We start from the raw sequence: 26,174 nt of genomic DNA, 5'->3' as shown, positions 1-26,174 counted from the left end.
ATCAGACGTTGCCGCCGATCCAGGCCGACAGCGCGGTTTTCGGCGCGGCACCGACCTTGATGTCGGCGACTTCGCCGCCCTTGAACACCATCAGCGTCGGGATGGAGCGGACGCCGAACTGGGCGGCGAGCTCGGGATTCTCGTCGATGTTGAGCTTGGCGATCTTCACCTTGCCGGCGAGTTCGGTCGACAGCTCGTCCAGCGACGGCGCGATCATCTTGCACGGGCCGCACCACTCAGCCCAGAAGTCCACGACGACGGGCTCGGCGGACTGCAGCACGTCCGACTGGAAGTTGTTCTTGTCGACCTTGACGGTGGCCATGATGGCTCTCCTTGCCTAAATCTATGCTGAATTGGCGGGCCTGCCGCCAGATGTTGAACTGATATGTGGTGGTGCGCGACCGCGCAATCAAGCCGGACTGTCTCACGCTCACGTGAGTCGTTCAAGCGCGGCGTCCATCAGCGACGCAGGCAGTTCGATCAGCCGCGGCGCTTCCGTGAACAGCAGCGCGGCGGCGATCTCGCGGTCGGGATAGATCCGCGCGAGCAGCGCCCGATAGAGCGAAAGCTGGACGACATAGGCCTCCGGGACCTTCGATAGGTCGTCCGGCGGCGGGCGATTGGTCTTGTAGTCGACGATCAGCACCCGGTCGGCCGAGACCGACAGGCGGTCGATCGTCCCGGAGACGACGACCTCCCGGCCGGCCAGCGGGAGCGTTCCCGTCACGGCAACCTCCGCGCGCGAGCCGGCTGCGAAGATCGGGGCGAACAGTGGGTCGGAGAGCACGTTCTGCACCGACGTCCATGCCTGATCGCGATCGGCCGGCGTCCATCTGCCTTCAGCATTGTCGAGATAGCGGCGCGCGGCGGATTCGCGTTCGCCTTCCGGCATTGCAGGCAGCATCTGCAGCAGCCGGTGGATCGCGAGGCCGCGCGCGATGGCGAAGGAGGATTCTTCCTGCGGGTCCAGCACCGGCGAACGCGCGGGCGCGACATTCTCGTCCGGCGGGTCGAGAAGTGCAGCCGCGGCCGAGGGCGACAGGCTGCGCACGGGCGCATCGTGCCCGGGCAAGGGCGCGAGCGGCGCGAAGACGGGACCGGCCGCCGCTAAAGGCGCAGACGCAGGGGGACCGGCCTGCGCCGGCGCCTCGGGGCTGCGGCGGAAGCGCAGAATGTCGGCACCGGTCACCGGATGCGGCACGGTGCGGCTGTGCGGCGAGGCGGAGAGGGCGGTCGTCACCAAGTCGTGCCAGATGCCGGGGACAGGGTTCTGTTTGCCGCGATAGCCGCAGACGATCAACCGGTCCTCGGCGCGCGTCATGCCGACATAGAGCAGGCGGCGGTATTCATCCTCCGCCTTGTCGGAGAGGATGCGGTTCTGCGCCGTCGAGACCGAGTTCGCCAGGTCGGACCCGCCGCGCCACAGATAGCCGTTGCCGCGCCAGCCGCCGTTCTTCGCCTCGATCGGGATCAGGCGCGGCAGGTGCGCATCGAGCGACGGCCGCCCCGCGCCGTCGACCAGGAACACCACCGGCGCCTCCAGACCCTTGGCGGCGTGGACGGTCATGATGCGGACCTCATCACGCGTCTGGTCCATCTCGCGCTTGATGTCGGGGCCGGCCGATTCCAGCGAGGCGAGGAAGGATTCCAGCCCCGGCAGGCCCGTGCGCTCGACGGCCAATGCGAAGCTCAGGAACTCGTCAAGGATCTCGCCCGCCGAGGGCCCGAGCCGTGCCACCATCTTCGAGCGGATGCCGTCGCGCGCGAGCAGGGTGGCGTAGAACTCGAACACCGGCTTGAAGGCCGCTTCGTTGGCCCAGCGCTCCAGACTCTCGACCACGGGCACGAGCAGGAGGTCCGACCGCGCCCGTTCGCGCAGCACACGGCCAAGCGGCGCGTCGTGGCGGTTCCAGGCGAGTTCGAAGAGCTGTTGCTCGCTCAAGCCAAAGACCGGGCTGCGCAGCAGGGCGGCCAGCGACAGGTCGTCATGCGGCTGGAGCGCCACACGGCCGAGCGCGATCAGGTCCTTCACTGCGATGTGGCCGGACAGGCTGAGCCGGTCGGCGCCGGCGACGTTGACCTCGCGGTTCTTCAGCGCGCGCGACAAAGCGTGGACGAAGCGGTCGCGCTTGCGCACGAGCACCAGCACGTCGCCGGCCGTCAACCGGCGCGGGGCGCCGGCGACCAGCTTACCTTCGAGGCATTCGCCGTTCCTGATCCAGTCTCGGATCGTCGTGGCGATGTGTTCCGCGAGTTGGACGGCCGGGGCGGAGGCGTGGTCGATCGCCTGCGTCCAGTCGTCCGGTTCCTCCACCTGCTGCGGCTCCACCAGCGGCCAGACCTCGACGTGGCCGGGCTGCAATTCGCGGATAGTCGGGTGCTCGATCGGCTCCTCATCCTGGGTCAGGCCCTTGCGCGCGGTGTCGGCCGCGAACACCAGGTCGACCGCGCCGAGAACGTCGGTGGTCGAGCGGAAGGACCGCTGGAGCCGGACGCGCTCGAAGCGGCCGCCCGACCCGCGCACCCGCTCCGCGAAGGCAGCGCCGCTGAGCGAGAAGGATTCGGGGTCCGCGCCCTGGAAGGAATAGATCGACTGCTTCTCGTCGCCGACGGCGAAGACGGTGCGGGCGACGTTGTCGCGCGCGCCGAGGCCGGCGAAGAACTCTTCCGCCAGCCGGCGCACGACCTGCCACTGGTCGGGGCTGGTGTCCTGCGCCTCGTCGACCAGCACATGGTCGATGCCGCGGTCGAGCTTGTACTGGACCCACGGACCGACGTCGGTGCGGGCGAGCAGCCGCACCGTGCGCGAGATCAGGTCGTTGAAGTCGAGGAAGCCGCGCGCCGCCTTCAGCCGCTCGTAACGGCCGATCAGAACGTCTGCGATCATAAGCGCCGCGGCGGTCGCCTCGATCATGCCGTGGAGCGCGATGCGATCGGCGGCCGCGGCGAGTGCTGCCGACGCGGCGGCGTATCTCTCGGGCAAATCCGGAAGGTCGGCCAGCAGGGCCTTCTTGAAGGTCGAAGGGCCGTACGGATCGCCATCCGCCTTGAGGAATCCCTTGCGAAGGTGCTCGAAGCGGAGCAGCGGGTCCCGCGCCTCGAAAGCCAGCGTCGCATGCGGGAGAATGTTATTCACCACCGTTTTGGCGTCGTGCTTCAAGGCGGCGTTTGCGAAGGCAGCAAAATAGTCCGGCGGAAAGCCGGGCAAGGGCCAGACGGCGGCGGCAAGGTCGGATGCGGTGTCGGACCGGTCGAAACCGAATTCCTCGGACAGGACTCCAATGTCGCCGCCGACCTGGTCGAGGAAGGCGCGCAGGCTTTCCCGCTTCGCGACGATCTCGCTCAGCAGCCTGTCGAGCCCGGCCTCGCCGGCGATCGCCAGCACGCGCTCGAAGGCGCCTGCCAGCGCCTCGTCCTGCCGCGCGGCGATGCCGGTCAGCATGTCGCGGCGGGCCTCGGCGACGAGCGCCTGCTCCATCTGGCCGTCCAGCATCTCGAAATGGCCAGCGATGTTCGCCTCGAGCGGGAACTGGTGCAGGACCGCCTCGCAGAAGGCATGGATGGTCTGGATTTTCAGGCCGCCCGGCGTTTCCAGCGCACGCGCAAAGAGCTGCCGCGCCCGCCGCAGGCGCGCGCCCGGCGGCGGACGGCCGTCGATGCGGGCGATCTCGTCGCGCAGGGTCGCTTCGTCGAGCGTCGTCCAGCGGCCGAGATCGCGGAAGACGCGGTTCGACATGTTGGCCGCCGCCGCCTTGGTGTAGGTCAGGCAGAGGATCTTTGACGGCTCCACATCGTCGAGCAGCAGCCGGATGACACGCTGCGCCAGCACATGCGTCTTGCCCGAGCCGGCATTGGCCGAGACCCAGGCGGAGCTGGACGGATCGGAGGCGCGGGCCTGTTCGGCGAGCGTGTCCGCCGGGATGACGAGGCGGCCGCTCATTCGCCGCCCTCCGCGCCGTCGTCGCCGCCTGCCGACCATTCGAGCACCCGCGCGAGGTGGTCGTAGTCGCCGTCCGTGTCGCCTTCGCGGAACGGCAGCGCGCGGGAGAGATAGCCGGTGCGCGGATCGTTGTAGTGCTGCAAGAGCCGGTCGAGCCGCTGCCAGGCCTCCTCGGAGAGGCCGGCGGCGGATTTGTCCGAGCCCTTGATGCTCAGGATCGATTCCTCCTCCACCTCGCCGCTTGCCCTCAGGCGCACATAGGCGAGTTCGCCGGGCGTCAGCACGCCCAACGCTTCGAAGGCGCCGCGCATCATCAGCGCACCTTCCAGCGGCAGCTGCGGCGAGACGAGCCGGTGGGCCTGGACCTTCGAGGGCGAGGAGCCGGTCTTGTAGTCGAGGATGTCGGCGAGGCCGCCATGGGTGACATCGATGCGGTCGGCCTGGCCGGACAAGGTCACTTCGGTCTGGCCGACCAGAATCGCTTTGGCAGAGGCCTCGGCATGGCGAGTCGTGGTGTCGGCGCGCTCGGCGCGCTCCCATTCGACCAGTTGCGGCGCCATCAGCGCGAAGCGGGGCCACCACACCGCGTCGATGTCGGGTGGAAGCTGCTCCTCGTCGAAACGCTGACGGGCGATGGCGAGGAGACGGCCGACCGCGTCCTGCGAACCGGCATCGACGCCCGAGAGTGTGAACCGGTGCAGGATGTCGTGGAACAGCGTGCCGCGTTCCGCCGCGCCGGGGTCGCGGAGCAACGGATCAAGCGGATCGAGCCGCAAGACCTTGCGGGCATAGATCGCGTAGGGGTCGCGGCGCAGGGTCTCGATCTGCGTCACCGAGAAGTGGCGGGGCCGCGCGGCCAGAGGCGGGGCCGGGCTGGGGCGGCGGGCGAAGTCGACTGAAGGTGGAGTATCGGCCGCATGAAAGCGCGCTTCGGCGAGGAGAAGTGCGCCTTTGGTCCTGATCTCCTTAGCCGGTTCATCGCCAATGAGCGCGACGAGGCGCTGAAGCCAACGCGACGGCACGGATGGCGCATCTCCAGCGCGTGCGGAGCGTGTCAGCATGACCTCGCGCGCGCCCATCGCCATCTGGAAATCATGCGCGGCCTGGCCGATCCGGCGCTCAGGCGGATCGAGGTCCAGCCCGCCCTTCATGACGCGCGACATGAAGCCGCCGGGATCGGCCCGGCCGGGCCAAGAGCCTTCGTTCAGCCCGCCGCAGACCAGGAGATCGACGTCCTGGAGCCGCGCCTCCAGCGCACCCCAGATCGAAACCGCATGGTCGGCGCCGTGGCGCGGCTTGACCATGTCGCCGGCAATCAGTGCGGCCAGCACATCCGGCCACTCGGATGCGTCGATCTCGAAGCTCGGCTCGGCCGCCACCAGGCCGCGCAGCAGGCCGGCCAGCTTTTCGCCCGCCTCGCCGCGATAGAGCTCCTCGACGCCGCCGCTCTCGGAACGGCCGGCATTCTCGAAGGCGATGACGGTGGCGCGCGCCAACGCCGTGATGTCGGCGCGCTGGCCGCGCAGCCGCCCGAGTTCCGCCACCGCTTCGTGGAGCACATGCGCGATATGCAGGGCATCTTCCAGCTCGGCGGCGCGCAGGCGGCGGCTCCAGAACGGTTCGCGCCTCTTCTTCTCGGCGTCGTATCCCTCGGTCAGCAGCCTCCCCCTAAAATCATCCGCGAGCGCGCAGATGTCGGGGCGGCCGACGCCGCCGCGCAGCGCGACCAGCTCGATCGCCTCGGCGGCGCGGCGCACGCGGCCGCGCTCCAGCCCGGCGCGCAACAGCGGCTGCTTGAGGAAGGAGAGGATCGCCACAGGATCGCCCGGGCGCATGACACATTCGACCAGCAGCCGCAGCAGCATCGCCGGCGGCGTGTCGGCGAGCGGCGTGCCGGCAGAATCGTCCGCCACGATGCCGAAGCGCAGCAGCTCGGCGCTCACGCGACGCGCCAGTGCACGGTCGGCGGTGACGAGCGCGGCGCGGCGGCCGGGCACCGCCGCGGCCTTGCGCAGCGCGAGCGCGATTGCCAGCGCCTCGTCGCGTTCGTTGGCCGCCTCGACCAGGGTGACGCCATCGAGCGCACCCGTCTCGATTGCAGAAAGGACGACGCCACGGCTCTGCGGCCATGTCTCGGTCGCTTCTGCGGGTCGCAGCGCATCCGAGACGATCGCCGCGCGCGCGGCAAGTTCAGGCGCCGGCGTGCCGATCTCGGCGATGTCGGCCCGTTGTACGCCAAGTTCGCCGATCAGGCGGTTGAGGCCAAACTGCGGATGACCGAAGACAGAGGGCGCAGCGTCGGCTTTCGACAGCATCGCCCAGGCGGCCTCGTCGAGGGTGAGGTCTAGCCCGGGCAGCACGACGGCGCCGTTCGGCAGACGCGAGATGACGCGCAGCAGGCGGGCAGTCGCGGGGATCGAGCCGGTGGAACCGGCGGCGATGACCGGGCCGGCCGGCGGGCTGCGGAGCAGGCGTTCGGATTCGGCGTCGATCAGCCGGCTGCGATGTCCGGCGGGATTGGAGCGCCGGCGCTCCTCCAGCGCCGCGGGCCAGAGCGAGGTGACGATCTGCAGGAAATCGAGCGTCACCTGCCACCAGGCGGCGAGCTCGTCGCGCACGATGCCGGAGAGCCGCGTCCAGTCGGCCTCGGCCGTCTCGATCTCGTCGATCAGGTCCGCCAGATCCCGCGCTAGCCAGATCGCCTCGGCCGACGAGGTCGGCACGACGATCTCCTCGGCGAAGAGGCTCGCCACATGCGCGGGCAGCCGACGTTTCCAGGCACGCACCAGCGGGGCGAGCAGGAGCAGGCGCTCCAGCGCGTCGATGGGCGGATCGAGCGCCGGTGGCGGAGGCAGGGTGGTGTCGAACCAGGCGAGATCCTCGTCGACGTCGCCGAGCGGCCGGATGACCGGCAGGATCGCCGCCTTGCCGCCAAGGCGCTCGGCGAAAATCGCACGCAACGCACGCGCCGCGCGGCGGGTTGGCACGAAGACGGTGGCGCCGGCGAGCGCGAGCGGATCGTCGCCCGGACGAAAGCCGGGGATCAGCGCGCCGGACAGCAGCGCGTCGGCGAGCGACGGCAGGAAGGGCGCACCCGGCGGGATCGAGAAAACCCGCGGCTGGGGCTCGCTCATCGCGGCTTCGCGACAGCCCGTGCGACTGCCGCCTCGGCGGGAGCTATGGCATCGGGCGTGCCGACAGTGATCCAGTCGCCGTCCATGACCATGCCGTGCAGGCGGCCGGCGGCGAGCGCCGCGTCGAACTCGGCATTGAGCGAATGCGCGCCGGCCGGAGCGTGGTTGAAGATGCGCGGATGGACGATCGCGGCGCCGGCGTAGATCAACCCTTTCGGATCGCCTTTCGCGCGCGAAAGCCGTCCGTCGGACGCCAGCAGGAAGTCCGTCCCTCCCGAATGCCCCGTCGCCTGATCGAGCCTGGCCAGCATGAGGAGAATATCCATCTCCGCGTCGTTCCAGGCAAGCCCGAGGCGGACCAGATTGTTGTCCGCCCGGTCGATCCAGAACGTGTCGGCGTTGAGGACGAAGAAGGGGGCCGGGCCGAGCCTAGGCAGCGCCCGAATGATGCCGCCGCCGGATTCTAGCAGCGCGTCGCGCTCGTCGGAGATCTCGATGGCTGGTTTCGTTCTCCCGGCGAGGTGGGCGACGATCTGGTCGGGGAGGTAGTGCACGTTCACGACCGCGGTCTCGACGCCCGCATCCGCGAGCGCGTCCAGGCCCCAGTCGATCATTGGTTTGCCGGCTATCTTCACCAGCGGCTTCGGAATCGTGTCGGTGATCGGCCGCATGCGCTTGCCGAGGCCGGCGGCGAGGACCATTGCCTTCGACGGAACGGAACTCATCCGGCCAGCCCGCGCGACAGGTAGAATTCGCGCACCTCGGCAAGAGCCGGATGCGGCAGGACGCGCGCGACATAGTCGCGGATGCGCGGCAGGTGCTTCAGATATTGCGGTTTGCCGTCGCGCTTGTTGAGCCGGACGAAGATGCCGAGGATCTTCGAGTTCCGCTGTGCGGCCATGATGGCATAGGCCTGGTCGAAGGCAGCCTCGTCGAAGCCGCCATGCGCATGCCGCGCCGCCTTGTAGGCGTCCACCGTCGCCCGCTCCAGCTCCGGCGGGATCGTGACGCGCGCGTCGAGTGCCAGCGAGGCGACGTCATAGGCGGCAGGGCCCCAGAGCGCGTCCTGGAAGTCGATGACGCCGAGCCGGTCGTTGCCTTTCCGGTCCTCGCGCCAGATGAGGTTGGGCGAATGATAGTCGCGCAGCACGATGCTCTTCTCGGCCAAGGCAAGGCGCGCGATCGCGGCATCCCAGGCAGCACGGTAGTCGGCCCGCTCCGCGTCCTCGACGGCACGGCCGGTCTCGGCCGGCACATACCAGTCGGTGAGAAGCTCCACCTCGATCATCATCGCCTCGCGATCATAGACCGGAAGGCGATGGACCACGCCGGGCGCGGCCTCAATCTCCTGCGGCCAGCTCTGGCGGTGCAGCTCGGCAAGCAGGGTGGCGGCGGCGAGATACCGCTCGCGCACCGGGGCGCCGGAGGCGTCGAGGAAGCCGGCATCGCCGAGATGCTCGATCAGCAGCAGGCCCTGGTCCAGATCCTGCGCGAAGATCTTCGGGGCGCAGAAGCCGCGAGCGGCGAGCGCTTTGGCGATGGCGACGAAGGGCGTCACGGATTCGGCGAGATGGGCGATCTGGCTGTAGGGCTTGCCGTCGCGGATCGGAGGGCCGTCGGGCTGGCGCGCCGCATTCATCAGGATACGCTTCGGCCGGGTGGGCTCCGTCACCGTTTCGTAGGTGCGCGTCGAGGCATCGCCGAGCAGGAAGGTGCGCGTCGCCTCCGGCGCGCCGGCCCCGGCGAGGAACCGGCGGATCGCGAGCGTGCGGCGCAGGCGGCGGAGCGCCTCTTCCGGACCTTCGATGGTCGCGAGGCGGCCGCTGCCGAGATGCGCGAGCACGATGCGGATGCGGCTCGCCGGCAGCAGGTCGTCGGCACGCTCGGGCCATTCGACCAGCGCGACGCCGTCGCTTACCGCCTCGTCGAAGCCGAGCTCGTCGAGATCGGAGCCCGATGCGAGGCGGTAGAGGTCGAAATGATGGACGGGGAGACGCCCCGCATAGGACTGGACGAGCGTGAAGGTGGGGCTCGGCACATCCATCGCCGGATCGCCGGCAAGCGCCCGCACGAAGCCGCGCGCAAGCGTCGTCTTGCCGGCGCCGAGATCGCCGGACAGGGCGAAGACGTCGCCGATGCGCGCCACGGCGGCGATGTCCGCGCCGAGGCGTGTCGTTGCGGCTTCGTCTGCGAGCTCGATCGTCAGCGTTTCAGGAGGCATGTCATTCCGCCGCGGGGCGCATCGCGTCCGGTTCGCTGGGGAAGCGGCAGGTCACGGTGGTGCCGCGGCCCTTTCCGGTCGAGATCTCGACCTGGCCGCCATGCAGCTCGACGAAGCTCTTGACGATCGACAGCCCGAGCCCGGCGCCGCGGCGGCGGCCGCCATTGGCGCGGGATTCGAAGCGGCGGTAGACCGTGTCGAGCACCTCGGCCGGGATGCCGGGTCCTTCGTCCGTCACCGAGAACTCGATCAGGCCGCCCTTGCCGCGGCAGGCGAGCGTGATGCGGCTGCCGTCCGGCGCGTAATTGACGGCGTTGGAGAGCAGGTTGAACAGGACCTGCCGCACACGGTTCTCGTCGGCGCGGAAGCGCTGCGGCGCGGCCGACAGGTCGACGTCGAGCTCGATGCCGTGCTCGCGCAGCCGTTCGGCGATCAGCTCGGCCGACTGCTTGACGATGCGGTCGACGTCCACCTCGCCGATGTCGAGCTCCATGATGCCGGCATCCACGGTCGCGAGGTCGAGGATGTCGTTGACGATGGTGAGAAGCACCGACGAGGACGAGCCGATATGGTCGAGATACTCGCGCTGCCGCTGCAGCAGCGGGCCGGTGTCGGGCAGCGCCAGAAGTTCGGTGAATCCGATGATGTTGGTAAGTGGCGAGCGCAGCTCGTAGGAGACGTGCTGGACGAAGTCGTTCTTCAGCTGGTCGGCCATCTGAAGCGCTTCGTTCTTGTCCTTCAGCGCGCGCTCGACGTTCACCGTGTCGGTCACGTCGACGAAGGTGATCATCACCTGGCCGTTGGGCAGATTGATCAGGGCGTAGCGCAGCACCGCGCCGTCGTTCATCTCGACCTGGCCGCGGCGGTCGCGGCGTTCGTCGGCGAAGCCGGTCACGTCGGCCGCGAAGCCGGCCCAAGGGCTGTCCTTGGCGGTGAGCTCGCAGGCCGCGCGGATCGCCTTGATGTGCGTGTCGGGGCGCGCGAGTTCTTCCGGCAGGCCCCAGAGCTTGGCGAAGGACGGGTTGGACAGGCGCAGCCGGCCGTCTGGGCCGAACACGGCGACACCTTCCGCCAGATTGTCCAGCGTCTCACCCTGCACGCGCACGGCGGCATTGTAGCGGCTTTCGAGATCCATCCGTTCCGTGAGGTTCTCGAACACCCAGGTGACGCCGCCGGCCGGATGCGGATTGGCGACGACGCGGATGGTACGCGGCCGTCGGGCAGGTGCCACCAGTCTTCCTGCGACTGCACGGCGCGGTAGGCGGACAGCACGCCTTCCTTCCAGCGCCGCCATTCCGGCTGCTCGGGGATGCGGCCGTCGGTGCGCAGCCGGTCGAGCAGCAGCGCATTGGCCGGCGCGCTGTCGAGGAAGGCCACGTCGAGATCCCACAGTTTCTGGAAGGCCTGGTTGTAGAAGCGCAGCTTCTCTTGCGCGTCGAAGATGGCGACGGCGGTGGTGAGCTGGTCCAGCGTCTCGGAATGGCTACGCTGGACCTTGCGGAGTTCCTCGCGCACCGTCTCGATCTCCGTGCGGTCCGTCGCGATGCCGGCGATGCCTTCGTGGCCGGCATAGTCGACGACGGAGAACAGCCGGCGGTCGCCACGGATCACGGTCGAGACGGTCTGCTCGAACAGCTTTCCGTCACGATGGCGCGCGGCGATGGCGTCGCGCACCGATGTCGGCAATAGCTCCTTGCCGTCGCGGACGACGTCCGCCGTCTCATTGGTCTCGACCGCGGCGGCGTAGGCCGGGTTTACCCAGCGCAGGCGTCCCTCCAGCTCGCGCAGCCAGAACGGCATCGGCAGGGCGTCGATCAGGCCGCGAATGGTCTCGTATTCCGATTGCAGCGACATATGCTCGGCGCGGAGCCTGGCATGCTCGGTCTGCGCGTCGGAGAGCGATACGAAGCGGACGATGGCGTTGGACGCCGAGTTGCGCCCGTGCGCCTCAAGCAGCGAGCCGCGCTGCGTCTCGACAACCAGTTCGAAGGTCCGGCCCTTCTCGCGGAGGTCTGCGATCGCACGTTCGAGCTGCGAGGCCGAACGCGCCATCAGCCAGCGGCCGAAGGCGAGGAAGGTCGCGCGCTCTTCCGGCACGCCCGCCGCGAGTCCGAGCGAGCCCACCACGTCGGGCTTTGCTCTGTCCTTCATCCACACGACCAGCCGCTGGTCATTCAAGTTCAGCAGCGATTCCGCTCGCTGCAGCGCCGTGTTCTGTTCCGCGAGCCGCCCTCGCAGCTCGAGATTGTCCGCCGCGATGCGTCCGCGCTCGCGGATGAGCCAGATGGCCGAAAGGAGCGCGGCTCCCATTATGCCGGCGAAGACCGCGACCTGGATGACGTCGGAGGTGGCGACGCTCATTTCCGCCTGCATCGTCGTCAGGTCGAGCGCCGCGACGGGCGCCGCACCGGCAAAAAGCGAGACGGCGGCGAGGCTCACCCCCGCTTTCAAAGGATTGCGCAGGCCAAAGATGGCCTTCCTGTCGCGCCGTGCGGCGCTACCGATTGAATCGGTCGTGTCACGGCTGCCCCCGCGCGCCGCGTCCGTCCGGATGTCCCCGGGCATGCCTCGTCCTCTCCGGCCTTTTCATGCCGTCTGCCGCGCCGTCGCTCCGCCCCCGGTGGCCGCAACACCGGAATCCCCTTTCGTTCCCGCGCACTGGACACGAGACCGATCTTTGCCGGAGAACCAGAAACAAATCGCCGGAAGGCAATCTTGCGGGCGGAAAACGCCGCGAATCAGCTCAACATAGCCTCAAGGGGAATCTGCGGGAAGCAGCGTCGAGGCAAAAAATGATGCCGGCCGCGCATATGCGCAACCGGCATCTAGATACTGTATTTGCAGACTGTCAGATCAATAGCGGTAGTGTTCGGCCTTGAACGGACCACTCTGCGGCACACCGATATAGGCAGCCTGTTCTCCCGAAAGCTCGGTGAGCTTGGCGCCAAGCTTCTCGAGGTGCAGGCGGGCGACCTTTTCATCCAGATGCTTGGGGAGCACATAGACCTCGTTCTTATAGACGCCGGGCTTGGTCCAGAGCTCAATCTGGGCCAGCACCTGGTTGGTGAACGATGCCGACATGACAAAGCTCGGATGGCCGGTGGCATTGCCGAGATTGAGCAGGCGGCCTTCCGACAGAAGGATAATGCGCTTGCCGCCCGGGAACTCGATCATGTCGACCTGCGGCTTGACGTTGGTCCACTTCAGGTTGCGCAGCGCGGCGACCTGGATCTCGTTGTCGAAGTGGCCGATGTTTCCGACGATCGCCATGTCCTTGAACTGGCGCATATGCTCGATGGTGATGACGTCCTTGTTGCCGGTCGTCGTGATGACGATGTCGGCCGTCGGGGCCGCGTCCTCAAGCGTCACGACCTCGAACCCGTCCATTGCAGCCTGCAGCGCGCAGATCGGGTCGACCTCGGTGACCTTGACGCGAGCGCCGGCGCCCTTCAGCGAGGCGGCCGAGCCCTTGCCGACGTCGCCGTAGCCGCAGACGACCGCGACCTTGCCGGCCATCATCACGTCGGTGCCGCGGCGGATGCCGTCCACCAGCGATTCCTTGCAGCCGTATTTGTTGTCGAACTTCGACTTGGTGACCGAGTCGTTGACGTTGATCGCCGGGAAGGGCAGCAGGCCCTTCTTCTGCAGCTGGTAAAGGCGGTTGACGCCGGTGGTCGTTTCCTCGGTGACGCCGCGGATGGCGTCACGGTTCTTGGTGAAGAAGCCAGGGGTGGCGGCCATGCGTTTCTTGATCTGCGCGAAGAGGATCTCCTCCTCCTCGTTGCCCGGCTTGGAGAGCACGTCCTCGCCGGCTTCGGCGCGGGCGCCGATCAGGATGGCCATGGTGGCGTCGCCGCCGTCGTCCAGGATCATGTTGGTGGTGCCGCCGTCGGCCCACTGGAAGATCTTGTCGGTGTATTCCCAGTATTCGGTCAGGTTCTCGCCCTTGACCGCGAAGACCGGCGTGCCAGCTGCGGCGATCGCCGCAGCGGCATGGTCCTGCGTCGAGAAGATGTTGCAGGAAGCCCAGCGCACGTCGGCGCCGAGCGCCTTCAGCGTCTCGATCAGCACCGCCGTCTGGATGGTCATGTGAAGCGAGCCGGAGATGCGCGCGCCCTTGAGCGGCTTGGACGATCCGAATTCCTTGCGCGCCGCCATGAGGCCGGGCATCTCAGTCTCGGCGATCTCGATCTCCTTGCGGCCCCAGTCCGCAAGCTTGATGTCGGCAATCACATAGTCGTTGGCCATGGTCTGCTCCGTATGAAAGGCTTTGGACCAGGCACGCCGCCAGTCGCGGGGCGGCCCGTTTCGGCGGTTTCCCTAGCAGACAGACGCCCCGATCTCAATGGGACATAAAGAAATCTTTATCCCTGCATGTGACCGCGTCGCGCCGATCACATCTCCTCGCCGAAGCGATCGGCGATCAAGACCTCGAGCGCTGCGATGACGTCGGGGGCGTCCGGCCCGCTCGCCGAGACCCGGATGCAGCATCCGGGGCTCGCAGCAAGCATCATCAGGCCCATGATCGAATTGCCGCCGACGGAGACACCGTCCTTCTCGACGGTGACCGCGGCGTTGAACCGGTTCACCGTCTGGACGAACTTCGCGGAGGCGCGCGCATGCAGGCCTCGCTGGTTGATGATCGGCAGTTCGCGGGTGATCTTCTCGACGTCGGCCTTCATTTCCCGGTCAACACCTGGCTCGCGACGTTGATGTATTTGCGTCCGGCGGCCTGAGCCTCGTCGATCGCCGCCTGCATGTTGTCGCCCGCGCGCACGCTCGACAGCTTGATCAGCATCGGCAGGTTCATGCCGGCGATCACCTCGACCCGACCCGGGTTCATCACCGAGATCGCGAGGTTGGAGGGCGTGCCGCCGAACATGTCGGTGAGCATGATCACGCCCGAGCCGCTGTCGGCCTTGCGCACGGCCGCGATGATGTCGAGCCGGCGCTGCTCCATGTCGTCGTCGGGTCCGATGCAGACGGTTTCGAGATTCTTCTGGGGCCCGACGACATGTTCCACTGCATTGCGGAACTCTTCAGCCAAACGACCGTGCGTGACGAGCACGAGACCGATCATACTGTGCAGACTCCCGACACACCGCTCAGGTGCATACTCTGATGGACGCGACCCGGCCGTGCCGGTCGGCGGAGTGGGCTATGTTGTCCGCCCGCGCCTGCTTGGCAAGCCCAAATCGTTATCCAAGGCAAGCATAATTTCACCGTTTTGACCGTCCGGGACGGCGCGAATTGTCGCGAGCGCCCATGCAACGGAGACACAGGATGCTGCCGTGTCGCGATGGCGCAGGGTCAAAAGCGGCAGGTCGACGGCCTCGATCCGCACCGTCGACAGCGGCGCGTCCGGGCCCTCTTCTTCGGCCAGATCGACGACGAGATCAACCCGCGCCGCCGGCTCATAGGGCATCTCGACGATGCCGACGCCGCGGATCTCCGCCAGCCCGGCGGTCGCAAGCGGCGTGCGCGCCACCAGCCGGCCGTCGCGACACATGACGAAGACCTGGTCGTCGGCCAGAAGCCGCGCGAAGCGGCCCTGCTCTTGCCATTTCTCGATCAGCGCAAGCGCCAGATGCGTCTTGCCGGCCCCTGCCGCACCCCTGACCATCACCGCGCCGGCGTCCAACACGACCACCGAGGCATGGAGGTTCACGGCGTCGTCGGGAATGCCTTCGCGGGCGGACCGGATCATTCGGCCGGCAGCGAGATGACGAAGCGGGCGCCGCGGATGTCGCCCGGCTTGATGCCGGGGATGTTCTCGGCCGTCAGCGTGCCGCCATGCGCCTCGACGATCTGGCGGCTGATCGACAGGCCGAGGCCCGAGTTCTGGCCGAAGGACTCGCTGCCCGGGCGGTCGGTGTAGAACCGCTCGAAGATGCGGTCGATGTTCTCGGCGCGGATGCCCGGGCCATTGTCGTCCACCGACACGACGACGCGGCGTCCGGACCGGGTCATGGAGATGACGATGCGCCCGCCTTCGTCCGGCACGAAGGAGCGGGCGTTCTCGATGAGGTTGGTAAGTACCTGGCCCAGCCGCAGGTCGTGTCCGACCACCGTCCAGCCCTTGACCCCCTGCGGCAGCTTGCCGACCTTGAGATCGATGTCGACCGCCTTCTTATGCCGGCCGCCCTCGCGCGAGAAGGAGACGAGGTCGGACACCAGCTTCTTGAGATCGACGGTCGACGCGTCCTGGCGCGCAAGCTCGGCGTCGAGGCGGGAAGCGTCGGAGATATCTGTGATCAGCCGGTCGAGGCGGCGCACATCGTGCTGGATCACGTCCATCAGCCGCTGGCGCGAATCCTCGTTCCTGGCCAGCGGCAGCGTTTCGACCGCGCTGCGCAGCGACGTGAGCGGGTTCTTGAGCTCGTGGCTCACATCGGCCGCGAAGCTCTCGATCGCCTCGATGCGGGCGTAGAGCGCGTTGGTCATGTCGCGCAGGGCCGTCGACAGATTGCCGATCTCGTCCTCGCGGTCGGAGAAATCGGGAATTTCCTCGCGGTGCTTGGTGCCGCGCCGCACCCTGACCGCCGCCGCAGCCAACCGCCGCAGCGGATTGGCGATGGTCGACGCCGTGAGCAGCGACAGAAGCGCCATCACGAACGCGGCCACCCCGAAGACGCTGAGAATGGCCTGGCGCTCGGCGGCGATGATGTTGTCGATGTCGCCGCCCTCGGTGGAGAGCATCAGGACGCCGAGCACCGCCCGGAAGCGCTGCACCGGCACGGCGACGGACACCATCTGCTCGCCCTGCTCGTTGACGCGCACCACGGTCGCCCGGTTGCCCGTCAGCGCCTTGATCACCTCGGGATAGATCGCGCCGCTGCCGCCGGGCTGCTCGCGGTAGACGGGCAGGTCGGTCCTGCGGAAGAGGTTGCCGACGAACTTGCCGATACGGTCGAACATGCCCTGCTGTTCCTGGTCGACCGGGGGCAGCTGGTAGCGCAGGATCTGGCCGCGCGAATAAATGTGCTTGGAATCAAGCAGCAGGTTGGCGTCGCGGTCGAAGATGCGCGCGCGGGTGCGGGTGGGCGAGATCAGCCGCCGCAGGACAGGTGCGACCAGTTCCGGGTTGATCGGGAAGTCGAGGCTGTCGAGCTGATCATTCGTCGGGTTCACGCTCTCGCCCGCCTGGAGCTCGAGCAGCTTCTCCGGATCGAGCGTGATCGCATCGGTGTCGACCGTCGCCGAGGCCGCGATCGCGGCCGCGATGATCTCGCCCTGCGTCATCAGGCTCTCGACGCGCGCCTCGATCAGCCCCTCGCGGAACTGGTTCATGTAGAGGATGCCCGAGACCAGCACCGCCAGACCGGCGAGGTTGAGGACGAGGATGCGACGCGTCAGGCTCGAGAAGACGTAGTGGCCGAGAAAGCGGCGCAGCGACGTGGCAGCCCGCGCGAGCAGCCAGGACCTGGCCCGCGTGGTACTCCGCGGCGGCGCCGCGGCCCTGTCGATCTCCGTATCCGCCGTCATTCAGCCCGCGGTCCGCAACCCATGTTCCGGCATTACCCTGCCGGACGGCGTCCGGCCCTGCCGGCTCACGCCTCGCGAAACCGGTAGCCGACGCCGTAAAGCGTCTCGATCATGTCGAAGTCGTCGTCGACAGCCTTGAACTTCTTGCGCAGGCGCTTGATGTGGCTGTCGATCGTGCGGTCGTCGACATAGACTTGCTCATCATAGGCCGAATCCATCAGCGCGTCACGGCTCTTCACGACGCCGGGCCGCTGGGCGAGCGAATGCAGGATCAGGAACTCGGTCACGGTGAGCGTCACCGGCTCGCCCTTCCAGGTGCAGGTGTGGCGCTCCTGGTCCATGACGAGCTGGCCGCGTTCGAGCGAGCGGGCCTGCTGGCTGGGCGTCTTGACGGCGGCGTCCTTGGCCGCGCCGCGCCGCAGCACGGCCTTGACGCGCTCCACGAGCAGGCGCTGCGAGAAGGGTTTGCGGATGAAATCGTCGGCGCCCATCTTGAGGCCGAACAGCTCGTCGATCTCGTCGTCCTTCGATGTCAGGAAGATCACCGGCAGGTCGGATTTCTGCCGCAACCGGCGCAGGAGCTCCATTCCGTCCATACGCGGCATCTTGATGTCGAAAATCGCGAGGTTCGGCGGACGGGCGGTCAGTCCCTCCAGCGCGGATGCGCCGTCGGTATATGTCTCGACCCGATAGCCCTCGGATTCCAGCGCGATCGAGACCGACGTCAGGATGTTTCGGTCGTCATCGACGAGCGCAATTGTTGCCATATCGAACGGCTCCCTCATGAGCTGATGTCCCTTCTCTTATTGGAAGGGCTTGTTGCGGACAAACTAGGCACAAAATGTGGCACGGATCGCCAGTGCACGACAGGCTGCCACCCGCGGGTTTCCGTGCGATGGCGGCCGGATCGTTCCACGGTCCAACCCGGCGACGCTTGTGGAACGACGACATGTTAGTCCGATATAAACGATTTAGAAATTCTTCAAAATCTTTAAATCGATTAATGATTTGATATCGTTCGCCTTTTCTGTTTCTGACCGATTCCAGCGAGGCGGTGGTGCGGTGAGCCGCCCTCGACCGCCCGATATTGCCGTGCCGTGACACACCCAATCGTGAATTTAGGGAGAGCAGGTATGCCGAAGAAAGAGTCCGGCGTCTTCAATCCGGATCAGGCAATCGGAACGATCGGATTGGAGGGGCTCGGAGAGGTCCGCTACAATCTCGGCGCGGCCGAACTCTACGAGGCGGCGATTCGTCTCGGCGAAGCGCATTTGAGCGCCGAAGGCGCGCTGGTCGTCTATACGGGGCAGCACACCGGCCGCTCGCCGAAGGACAAGTTCGTCGTCCGGGACGGCAATACGGAAGGCAAGGTCTGGTGGGACAACAACAAGGCGATCTCGCCTGAGCAGTTCGAGACGCTGTTCGCCGATTTCAAGGCGCTGGCAAAGGGCAAGGACCTCTACGTGCAGGACCTCGAAGGCGGCGCCGATCCGGCCAACGTCCTGCCGGTGCGCGTCATCACCGAATTCGCCTGGCACTCGCTGTTCATCCGCAACCTGCTCATCCGTCCGGACCGCGCCAAGCTCGCGACCTTCGTCCCGAAGATGACGATCATCGACCTGCCCTCCTTCCGCGCCGATCCCGCGCGCCACGGCACGCGTTCCGAGACGGTCATCGCGGTCGACCTCACCCGCATGATCGTGCTGATCGGCGGCTCCGCCTATGCGGGCGAGATGAAGAAGTCCGTCTTCACCATGCTCAACTACCTGCTGCCGGAGCGCGGCGTGATGCCGATGCACTGCTCGGCCAATGTCGGGCCGAAGGGCGATGCGGCCGTGTTCTTCGGCCTGTCCGGCACCGGCAAGACCACGCTGTCCGCCGACCCGACCCGCACGCTGATCGGCGACGACGAGCACGGCTGGGGCAAGGACGGCATCTTCAACTTCGAAGGCGGCTGCTATGCCAAGACGATCCGCCTCTCGGCGGAGGCAGAGCCCGAGATCTTCGCGACCACGCGCCGGTTCGGCACCGTGCTCGAGAACGTGGTGCTCGACGAGAAGCGCGTCCCCGACTTCGACGACGGCTCGCTGACCGAGAACACCCGCTGCGCCTATCCGCTCGATTTCATTCCGAACGCCAGCGAGACCGGCCGCGCCGGCCATCCGAAGAACATCATCATGCTGACGGCGGATGCTTTCGGCGTGATGCCGCCGATCGCCAAGCTAACGCCGGCGCAGGCGATGTACCACTTCCTGTCCGGCTACACCGCCAAGGTCGCGGGCACCGAACGGGGCGTGACGGAGCCGGAAGCGACATTCTCGACCTGCTTCGGCGCACCCTTCATGCCGCGGCATCCATCCGAATACGGCAACCTGCTGCGCGAGCTGATCGCCGAGCACAAGGTGGACTGCTGGCTGGTGAACACCGGCTGGACCGGCGGCGCCTACGGCACGGGCCGGCGCATGCCGATCAAGGCGACGCGCGCACTGCTGACCGCCGCGCTCAACGCTTCGCTGAAGAGCGCCGAGTTCCGCACCGATCCGAACTTCGGCTTCGAGGTTCCGGTGTCGGTTCCCGAGGTCGACGGCTCGATCCTCGATCCGCGTTCGACCTGGGCGGACAAGGCGGCATATGACCGCCAGGCGAGGAAACTCGTTGGCATGTTCATCGACAATTTCGGCAAGTTCGAAAGCCATGTCGACCAGGCCGTGCGGGGTGCTGCGCCTCGCGTCCAGGAAGCAGCCGAATAATTCCGACGGCTTCTTGCGAAATAGGCCCGGCCTCGCGCCGGGCCTTTTCTTTGTCCCGCCGCAGGCGACAAGGGGCCATGCCCATCGGCGAGGACATCATCATCCGTCCCGGCATCGTCGTCCATGACGACGAGATCGAGGAGACGTTCATCCGCGCGTCCGGACCGGGCGGGCAGAACGTCAACAAGGTGGCGACCGCGGTGCAGCTGCGCTTCGACGCCGCCAATGCACGCGATCTGCCCGAGCATGTCCGCGACACGCTGATCAGGATCGCCGGCCAGCGCGCGACCAAGGACGGCGTCATCGTCATCGAGGCCAGCCGCTATCGCCTGCAGGAGCGCAACCGCGAGGATGCACGCCAGCGGCTCGCCGACCTGGTCGCCAAGGCGTCGGAGCCTCCGCCGAAGCCGCGGAAGAAGACCAAGCCGAGCAAAGGCGCAGTCGAACGGCGGCTGAAGGAGAAGTCGGGCCGCGCCGGCGTGAAGAAGATGCGTGGGCGGGTCGGACTCGACTGAAGCCTTTAATGCCTTTCCATCTTCGTCCTGCGGTGGCAAGGTCCGCGCGGGTTCAACATCTGGAGACCATGAACCAATGGGTATTTTCGATTTCGTCAAATCCGTCGGCAAGAAGCTCGGCATCGGCGACGACGAGCCGCCGGCGGCCGACAAGCTCAAGAAGGACCTCGATTCCTACAATATCGGAACCGACAAGGTCGAAGTCGAAGTGCAGGGCGACAAGGCGGTGCTCAAGGGCGTCGTCGCCGACCAGTCGATCTTCGAGAAGGCCGTGATCGCCGTCGGCAACACGCTGGGTATCTCCAAGGTCGAGGCCGGCGAGCTCAAGGTCGTGGCCCCCGATTCCGGTCTCAAGCTCGACGGAAACGTCGACATGACCTCGATCGTGAAGGCGGCGACCCCGGCAAAGGAGCCGGTGTTCTATACGGTAAAGAAGGGCGACAACCTCTCCAAGATCGCCGAGAAGCACTACGGCAAGGGCAAGGCTTCCAAGTATACGGTGATCTTCGAGGCGAACCGCCCGATGCTGAGCCATCCGGACAAGATCTATCCGGGCCAGGTGCTCCGGATTCCGGACCTCGAGACCGCCTGAGCGGCCTGACAGCCTGTCCGGCCGGATGATCCCGGCCGGACGAGCGCGACGAACCATGAAGGCGTTTCCCGACGGTTTCAGGCACCTGCCCGCCTATCTCGACATGGAGGAGCAGCGCGCCCTCGTGGAGGATGTCAGGGCGGTGGTGCAGGCCGCACCGCTCTACATCCCGGAAATGCCCCGGACCGGGAAGCCGATGAGCGTGCGCATGACGAATTGCGGCACGCTCGGCTGGGTGACCGACCGCGAGCGGGGATATCGCTACCAGCCCACACACCCGGTGACGGGCAGGCCGTGGCCGCCGATCCCGCAACGGCTGATGGCAGTCTGGCGCGCGGTGACAGATGCCGACGTCGAGCCCGAGGCCTGCCTGGTCAATTTCTACAACGACACCGCCCGCATGGGACTGCATCAGGACAAGGACGAGCAGGATCTCTCAGCGCCGGTCGTGTCCGTCTCGCTCGGCGACACCTGCCTGTTCAGGATCGGCGGGACGGCACGGAACGATCCGACGCAGTCGTTTCGCCTGCACAGCGGCGACGTGGTGGTGCTCGGCGGACGCTCACGTCTCGGTTTCCATGGCGTGGACCGGATCTTCCCCGGAATCTCGCCGCTGCTGAAGAATGGCGGCCGCATCAATCTCACGCTGCGGCGAGTGAGCCGACCGGCAGAGGCCGAAACGCTTCCTTAAGCGCACTGGGATAGGAGTCCGCCAAGGGTTTGGCAGGTCCGACAGGGCATGAGCGAAGCAGCGTTCGAACGCTCCGCCGCGGCGGAGCAGCCGCAGGTCTTTTCGGGCTGGCTCCTTGCGGAGATGCGGGAAAACCGCGTCATCTACATTTTCCTCTGCGTGTTCCTGGCTTCGTCGCTTCTCGTCTCCGCGCTGCGCGGCGACGAGTTCCTTCCGGTGATCGTCGTCTACCTGGAACGAACACTGCGCGCCTTCGCTGTCGTCTGCAGCGCGGTCATTGCGTTCGTTGGCATTCGCGTGCTCATCCGCGGCTCGAATCGACCGACCTACGAGATCGGCAGGACTTTGCTGGAGATCGCGTCCAACGGCCGCCTGACCCGTCTCATGTTCTCGTTTCTCGTCCTCGCCCTGTTCATGGGCTCGTTCCTCTATAACAAGACGCTCATTCCGGTGATCAGGCCGTTCGATTGGGACGAGACCTTCGTCGCCTGGGACAGGGCGCTGTTCGGCGGATATCAGCCCTGGGAATGGCTGCACCCGATCCTCGGCTATCCAGCCGTCACGATCGTGCTCGACTACCTCTATTCGGCGTGGGTGCCGCTGGTCTTCATCGTCTGGGCCTGGGTGGCGGTAAGCCCCGCCGTCGCGCCGGACCTGCGCCGGCAATGCTGGCTCGCCGTCCTCCTTGCCTGGACGGGTATCGGGATCGGCATGGCCGTGGTTTTCTCCTCGGCGGGGCCGTGCTTCCTCCCGGAGCTGTTTCCCGATCTCGCGGCCCCCTATTCCGGGCTCAACGCCTATCTCGCCGGGGTCACCGAGAGCTTCCCTCTCAGTTCGACGATGTCGAAGGCGTTCCTCTGGAACTCCTATACCGACGTGGTCGCCGAACCGGGCGGCATCTCGGCGATGCCGAGCATGCACAACGCCCAGGCGGTTCTGTTCGCCCTCGCGGGCTTCCGGGTAAGCCGGCGTCTTGGAGTGGTGCTGAGCCTCTATGCGATGCTGATCTTCCTCGGCTCGATCCATCTCGCCTGGCACTATGCCGTCGACGGCATAGTGGGCGCCATCGCGGCCGTCGCCGTGTGGCACATCGCCGGTCTCGCCAGCCGAAGCCGACCGGAAAAGGCGATCCGATGAGCTCGGTGGCGCTTTCCACGAGCCATCCGCGGCCATTGGGACTGTCGGCGTCCGCGATCGGGCTGCCGGTCTATCTGCTTGTCGCCGTCTACACGATCGGCGCCTGCGTCGCGATCCTTTCGACGGGCGCGACGCAGGCCTTCGCCTTCGGCTCCTATCTCGTCGTCTGGCCGGCCGCCTTCTTCGTGGTCTTCCCGGCCATTTATGCGCTGCTGCTCGCCCTGCGGATCGTCCACCGGCTGGAGACCCGGCGCGGCCGGCGGCTGGCGCTGCGCAAGGCGCTCGCCGCGAGGCATGTGCAGCAATTCGCGACGGGCGTCGGCCTGCTCCTGGCGATGATGGTCTTCCAGGGCGCGTTCACCTCGCTGAAGACAGCGCTGCCGCTCTGGCAGGGCGGATTCCCCTACGATGTCGCGCAGGCCGATATCGACCGCGCGCTGCATTTCGGCGTCGATCCCTGGCGCTATCTCTATGCGATCGGCGCCGACCCATGGGTGCGCGCCTTCGCGGAGTGGAACTACAACCAGGGCTGGTTCATCGTCTGCTACGCGACGCTCTTCTTCATGGCGGTGTCGGCAAGCACAGGCGCGGTGCGCACGCGCTATCTCGTTAGCTACATGATCACCTGGGCCATCGTCGGCAATCTGCTCGCCGGCCTGTTCCTGTCGGCCGGGCCGGCCTTCTACGGCTTCGTCACGGGAGACGCCGCGCGCTTCGGCGAGCAGCTTGCCTTCCTCGCCGCTTCCGGCGACGGCGCGCATTCGGCCACCAAGGTGCAGGACTATCTCTGGCACTTCTATTCCAGCGGGCAATCCGGCCTGGGTTCGGGCATCTCGGCCTTTCCGAGCATGCATGTCGGCCTCGTGACGCTCAACGCGCTCTTCATCGCGGAGTTCAGCCGGCGGTGGGGGTTGCTGGCCTTCGCCTATGTCGCGCTGGTGCTGGCAAGTTCGGTCTACCTCGCCTGGCACTACGCGATCGACGGCTATGTCGCCATCGCCGTCACGGTCGTCGTGTATGTCGCGGTAAAGAAGGTCTTTCTCAGAGCTTCCTGAGCGCCACTTCCTGGATGAGGTGGTCGGCGCCCTTCTTGAGGATCAGGTCGGCGCGGGGGCGCGTCGGCAGGATGTTCTCGTGCAGGTTCTTGAGGTTGATGTTCGCCCACAGGCCTTCGGCGATGGCGAGTGCCGCATCCTTCGACAGGCTGGCATAGCGGTGGAAGAACGAATTCGGATCGCGGAACGCGGTCTCGCGCAGCCGCATGAAGCGGTCGATATACCACTTGTGGATCAGATGCTCCTCGGCGTCGATATAGATCGAGAAGTCGAAGAAATCGGACACGAACGGGACAACCTTGCCGTCCTTCGGCAAGTCGCGCGTCTGGAGCACGTTGATGCCCTCGAAGATGAGGATGTCCGGCCGGTCGATGGTGACGAACTGGCCAGTCAGCACGTCGTAGGTCAGGTGCGAATAGAGCGGCGCGTGGACATTGCGCTGGCCCGACTTGATCGCGGACAGGAAGCGGAGCAGGGCGCCGACATCATAGCTTTCAGGAAAGCCCTTGCGCTCCATCAGGCTCTCGCGGCGCAGCACTTCGTTCGGCAAGAGGAAGCCGTCTGTCGTGACTAGGTCGACCTTCGGGCTCGACGGCCAGCGCTGCAGCAGCTCCTTCAGGACGCGCGCGGTGGTCGACTTGCCGACCGCGACCGAGCCGGCGATGCCGATGATGAACGGCGTCTTCACCGCATCGTCAGTGTTGAAGAAGACCTGGCGCTGGCGGAAGAGAAGCTGGCTCGCCTCGACATGGGCCGACAGAAGACGCGACATCGACAGATAGATGCGCCGCACTTCCTCCAGATCGATCGGGTCGTTCATGGAGCGAAGCCGCTGCACTTCGTCGGCCCTAAGCGTCAGCGGGGTGTCGGCCCGGAAACCGGCCCATTGCTGCGCCGTGAAGACGCGGTAGGGCGAGTATTTCTCGGTGGGAGCAAGTTGATCCATCGGCCGATCCTTTGCCGTCAGTCCTGCTTGCGCGACGCCTTTTCGGCGATGCCCGACTGTGCCGTGCGCCGCTCGAGTTCCGCCATGACATCCGCGAGCGGCAGTCCGGCAACCTTCATGACCACCAGCCAATGATAGAGAAGGTCCGCACTCTCCGAAACCAGCGCCGCGTCGTCGCCCTTCACGGCGGCGATCACGGTTTCCACCGCTTCTTCGCCCATCTTCTTGGCGGCGCGCTCCATGCCGGAGCGGTAGAGTTTCGCGGTCCACGAGCTGCCGTCCTCGGAAAGCGCGCGCTCGCCAATGATGCGTTCGAGATCGGACAGGGAAAAGCCGGCCATCGCAGGCGCGTTTACGCCGCGAGCGGCGCGGAGTCGAGTCTCATCGCGAGGCCTGCCTTTGCCATATATTCCTTCGCCTCGGCGATCGAATAGGTGCCGAAGTGGAAGATGGAGGCGGCGAGAACCGCGGTGGCATGGCCATCGCGGATTCCTTCCACCATGTGCTCGAGATTTCCGACGCCGCCGGAGGCGATGACCGGTGCGCGCACCGCGTCCGCGACCGCGCGGGTAAGCGGAATGTCGTAACCCGCCTTGGTGCCGTCGCGGTCCATCGAGGTGAGCAGGATCTCGCCGGCGCCGAGATCCACGACCTTGCGGGCGAACTCGATCGCGTCGATGCCGGTCGGCTGGCGGCCGCCATGGGTGAAGATCTCCCAGCGAAGGGGTTCCCCGACCCCCGACACCTTCTTGGCGTCGATCGCGACCACGATGCACTGGTTGCCGAACTTGTCGGCGGCCTCGGCGACGAAATCCGGGTTCTTCACCGCGGCCGTATTGATCGACACCTTGTCGGCGCCGGCGAGCAGCAGCCTGCGGATATCGGCAACCTGCCGCACCCCGCCGCCGACGGTGAGCGGCATGAAGCACTGTTCGGCGGTGCGGGCGACGACGTCGAAGATCGTCTCGCGGTTGTCCGACGAGGCGGTGATGTCGAGGAAGCACAGCTCGTCGGCACCGGCGGCATCATAGGCGCGCGCGGCCTCGACCGGATCGCCGGCGTCGATCAGGTCGACGAAGTTGACGCCTTTGACGACACGGCCGTCCTTGACGTCCAGGCAGGGGATGACGCGGGATTTGAGGGTCATGCGTTCAGTCGAACAGTCCAGAATAGATCGACATCAGTCGAATGGTCAGGCCGAGGGCGGGAAGAGAGATTTCACCTTCCAGACCTTCCGTCATGGATGGTCCAGACCACCCGCTGTCTTGCGTCCACAGCCATACCCGAGGCTCGTCCTGCGCGAGGACCAGATAGTTTCTGAGCGAGGCCAAGGTCTGATATTCTTGAGCCTTTTGATGGAAATCGATCGCCATCGTCGAACGCGACAGCACCTCAGCTATGAATATCGGCGACGCTGCGGCCAAATCTTCACTGGAGCCGCGCTCCTGGTCCACCATGACGTCCGGATATCGGACACTCTTCTCCGTCTTGACCCCAAAATCGGCTGTCGAAACAGTGAACGGAGGATAGGGCAGGGACTGTCCCAGGATCGTCGTCAACCGAGCGGCGATGATGGCATGGTTTCGTGACACCTTGACCATCATGTCGACGATCTTTCCCTCAACAAAATCCCACTTTCCCTCGCGCCCCTCGTTCCAGCGCAGGAATTCATCCGGTGTGGTCGGCAGTCTCGACTGAATGTTCATAA

At 66.5% G+C, this 26,174-nt stretch carries 21 protein-coding genes and 1 pseudogene; 6 read left to right on the top strand and 16 right to left on the bottom strand.

The window, feature by feature from the left end; translation table 11 throughout:
* Position 1: 1 nt before the first annotated feature.
* The 12 genes and pseudogenes from trxA to LRS09_RS11180 all read right to left on the bottom strand — a co-directional run bounded on the left by trxA (position 2) and on the right by LRS09_RS11180 (position 17,547).
* Positions 2-322 carry a thioredoxin gene (trxA, locus tag LRS09_RS11235; RefSeq protein WP_257806544.1) on the bottom strand — a complete coding sequence of 107 codons (321 nt, stop codon included), beginning with the start codon at positions 320-322 and terminating at the stop codon, positions 2-4.
* Between the two features lie 108 nt (positions 323-430).
* On the bottom strand, positions 431-3,940 hold the full coding sequence (gene addA, locus LRS09_RS11230; RefSeq protein WP_257806543.1) for a double-strand break repair helicase AddA: 3,510 nt from the start codon (positions 3,938-3,940) through the stop codon (positions 431-433).
* Entirely contained in the window at positions 3,937-7,074 is a 3,138-nt protein-coding gene (gene addB / locus LRS09_RS11225) for a double-strand break repair protein AddB (RefSeq protein ID WP_257806542.1), read from the bottom strand. The genes addA and addB overlap by 4 nt, the downstream gene beginning before the upstream one ends.
* Complete coding sequence (locus LRS09_RS11220; protein ID WP_257806541.1) at positions 7,071-7,799, bottom strand: nucleotidyltransferase family protein; 729 nt, start codon at positions 7,797-7,799, stop codon at positions 7,071-7,073. Before LRS09_RS11220 ends, addB begins: the two co-directional genes overlap by 4 nt.
* On the bottom strand, positions 7,796-9,295 hold the full coding sequence (gene tsaE / locus LRS09_RS11215; protein ID WP_257806538.1) for a tRNA (adenosine(37)-N6)-threonylcarbamoyltransferase complex ATPase subunit type 1 TsaE: 1,500 nt from the start codon (positions 9,293-9,295) through the stop codon (positions 7,796-7,798). The genes LRS09_RS11220 and tsaE overlap by 4 nt, the downstream gene beginning before the upstream one ends.
* A 1-nt stretch (position 9,296) precedes the next feature.
* Positions 9,297-11,860, bottom strand: a pseudogene (locus LRS09_RS11210) (ATP-binding protein).
* Positions 11,861-12,148: 288 nt separating this feature from the next.
* Positions 12,149-13,543 carry an adenosylhomocysteinase gene (gene ahcY, locus LRS09_RS11205; protein ID WP_257806530.1) on the bottom strand — a complete coding sequence of 465 codons (1,395 nt, stop codon included), beginning with the start codon at positions 13,541-13,543 and terminating at the stop codon, positions 12,149-12,151.
* 146 nt (positions 13,544-13,689) lie between these two features.
* Complete coding sequence (locus LRS09_RS11200) at positions 13,690-13,977, bottom strand: HPr family phosphocarrier protein (protein WP_257806529.1); 288 nt, start codon at positions 13,975-13,977, stop codon at positions 13,690-13,692.
* On the bottom strand, positions 13,974-14,375 hold the full coding sequence (locus LRS09_RS11195; RefSeq protein ID WP_257806527.1) for a PTS sugar transporter subunit IIA: 402 nt from the start codon (positions 14,373-14,375) through the stop codon (positions 13,974-13,976). The genes LRS09_RS11200 and LRS09_RS11195 overlap by 4 nt, the downstream gene beginning before the upstream one ends.
* Before the next feature lie 78 nt (positions 14,376-14,453).
* Entirely contained in the window at positions 14,454-15,002 is a 549-nt protein-coding gene (locus LRS09_RS11190; protein ID WP_257806526.1) for an HPr kinase/phosphorylase, read from the bottom strand.
* A complete protein-coding gene (locus LRS09_RS11185) occupies positions 14,999-16,780 on the bottom strand; it encodes a sensor histidine kinase (protein ID WP_257806525.1) in 1,782 nt (593 codons plus the stop codon). The genes LRS09_RS11190 and LRS09_RS11185 overlap by 4 nt, the downstream gene beginning before the upstream one ends.
* A 65-nt stretch (positions 16,781-16,845) precedes the next feature.
* Complete coding sequence (locus tag LRS09_RS11180) at positions 16,846-17,547, bottom strand: response regulator transcription factor (protein ID WP_139832153.1); 702 nt, start codon at positions 17,545-17,547, stop codon at positions 16,846-16,848.
* Positions 17,548-17,913: 366 nt separating this feature from the next.
* Here LRS09_RS11180 and LRS09_RS11175 point away from each other — a divergent pair, with 366 nt between their 5' ends.
* The 6 genes from LRS09_RS11175 (at position 17,914) to LRS09_RS11150 (ending at position 23,520) form a co-directional block, all read left to right on the top strand.
* Positions 17,914-19,530 carry a phosphoenolpyruvate carboxykinase gene (locus LRS09_RS11175; RefSeq protein WP_257806522.1) on the top strand — a complete coding sequence of 539 codons (1,617 nt, stop codon included), beginning with the start codon at positions 17,914-17,916 and terminating at the stop codon, positions 19,528-19,530.
* Positions 19,531-19,607: 77 nt separating this feature from the next.
* Positions 19,608-20,045, top strand: coding sequence for an alternative ribosome rescue aminoacyl-tRNA hydrolase ArfB (arfB, locus tag LRS09_RS11170; RefSeq protein ID WP_257806521.1), 438 nt, complete (start codon positions 19,608-19,610; stop codon positions 20,043-20,045).
* Positions 20,046-20,121: 76 nt separating this feature from the next.
* Complete coding sequence (gene lysM, locus LRS09_RS11165; RefSeq protein ID WP_257806520.1) at positions 20,122-20,637, top strand: peptidoglycan-binding protein LysM; 516 nt, start codon at positions 20,122-20,124, stop codon at positions 20,635-20,637.
* A gap of 55 nt (positions 20,638-20,692) precedes the next feature.
* Positions 20,693-21,328, top strand: a complete 636-nt coding sequence (locus tag LRS09_RS11160) for an alpha-ketoglutarate-dependent dioxygenase AlkB (protein ID WP_257806518.1) — start codon at positions 20,693-20,695, stop codon at positions 21,326-21,328.
* 48 nt (positions 21,329-21,376) lie between these two features.
* Positions 21,377-22,465: a phosphatase PAP2 family protein gene (locus tag LRS09_RS11155; RefSeq protein WP_257806516.1), complete on the top strand. Its 1,089-nt coding sequence runs from the start codon at positions 21,377-21,379 to the stop codon at positions 22,463-22,465.
* On the top strand, positions 22,462-23,520 hold the full coding sequence (locus LRS09_RS11150) for a phosphatase PAP2 family protein (RefSeq protein ID WP_257806513.1): 1,059 nt from the start codon (positions 22,462-22,464) through the stop codon (positions 23,518-23,520). Before LRS09_RS11155 ends, LRS09_RS11150 begins: the two co-directional genes overlap by 4 nt.
* Here the strand turns inward: LRS09_RS11150 and coaA are convergent.
* Genes coaA through LRS09_RS11130 form a run of 4 tightly spaced genes read right to left on the bottom strand, consistent with a single transcriptional unit; the run spans position 23,507 to position 26,172 of the window.
* Positions 23,507-24,466: a type I pantothenate kinase gene (coaA, locus tag LRS09_RS11145; RefSeq protein WP_257806510.1), complete on the bottom strand. Its 960-nt coding sequence runs from the start codon at positions 24,464-24,466 to the stop codon at positions 23,507-23,509. The two genes, LRS09_RS11150 and coaA, sit on opposite strands and share 14 nt — an antisense overlap.
* Before the next feature lie 17 nt (positions 24,467-24,483).
* Positions 24,484-24,807: a phosphoribosyl-ATP diphosphatase gene (locus LRS09_RS11140; protein WP_257806508.1), complete on the bottom strand. Its 324-nt coding sequence runs from the start codon at positions 24,805-24,807 to the stop codon at positions 24,484-24,486.
* 11 nt (positions 24,808-24,818) lie between these two features.
* Positions 24,819-25,613, bottom strand: coding sequence for an imidazole glycerol phosphate synthase subunit HisF (hisF, locus tag LRS09_RS11135; protein ID WP_257806507.1), 795 nt, complete (start codon positions 25,611-25,613; stop codon positions 24,819-24,821).
* Between the two features lie 4 nt (positions 25,614-25,617).
* A complete protein-coding gene (locus LRS09_RS11130; protein WP_257806505.1) occupies positions 25,618-26,172 on the bottom strand; it encodes a Uma2 family endonuclease in 555 nt (184 codons plus the stop codon).
* Positions 26,173-26,174: the final 2 nt, after the last annotated feature.

This window comes from Mesorhizobium sp. J428, assembly GCF_024699925.1.
Classification (GTDB): domain Bacteria; phylum Pseudomonadota; class Alphaproteobacteria; order Rhizobiales; family Rhizobiaceae; genus Mesorhizobium_A.
Note: the sequence above shows the minus strand (reverse complement) of the source record. Positions and strands in the feature narration are given on the sequence as shown.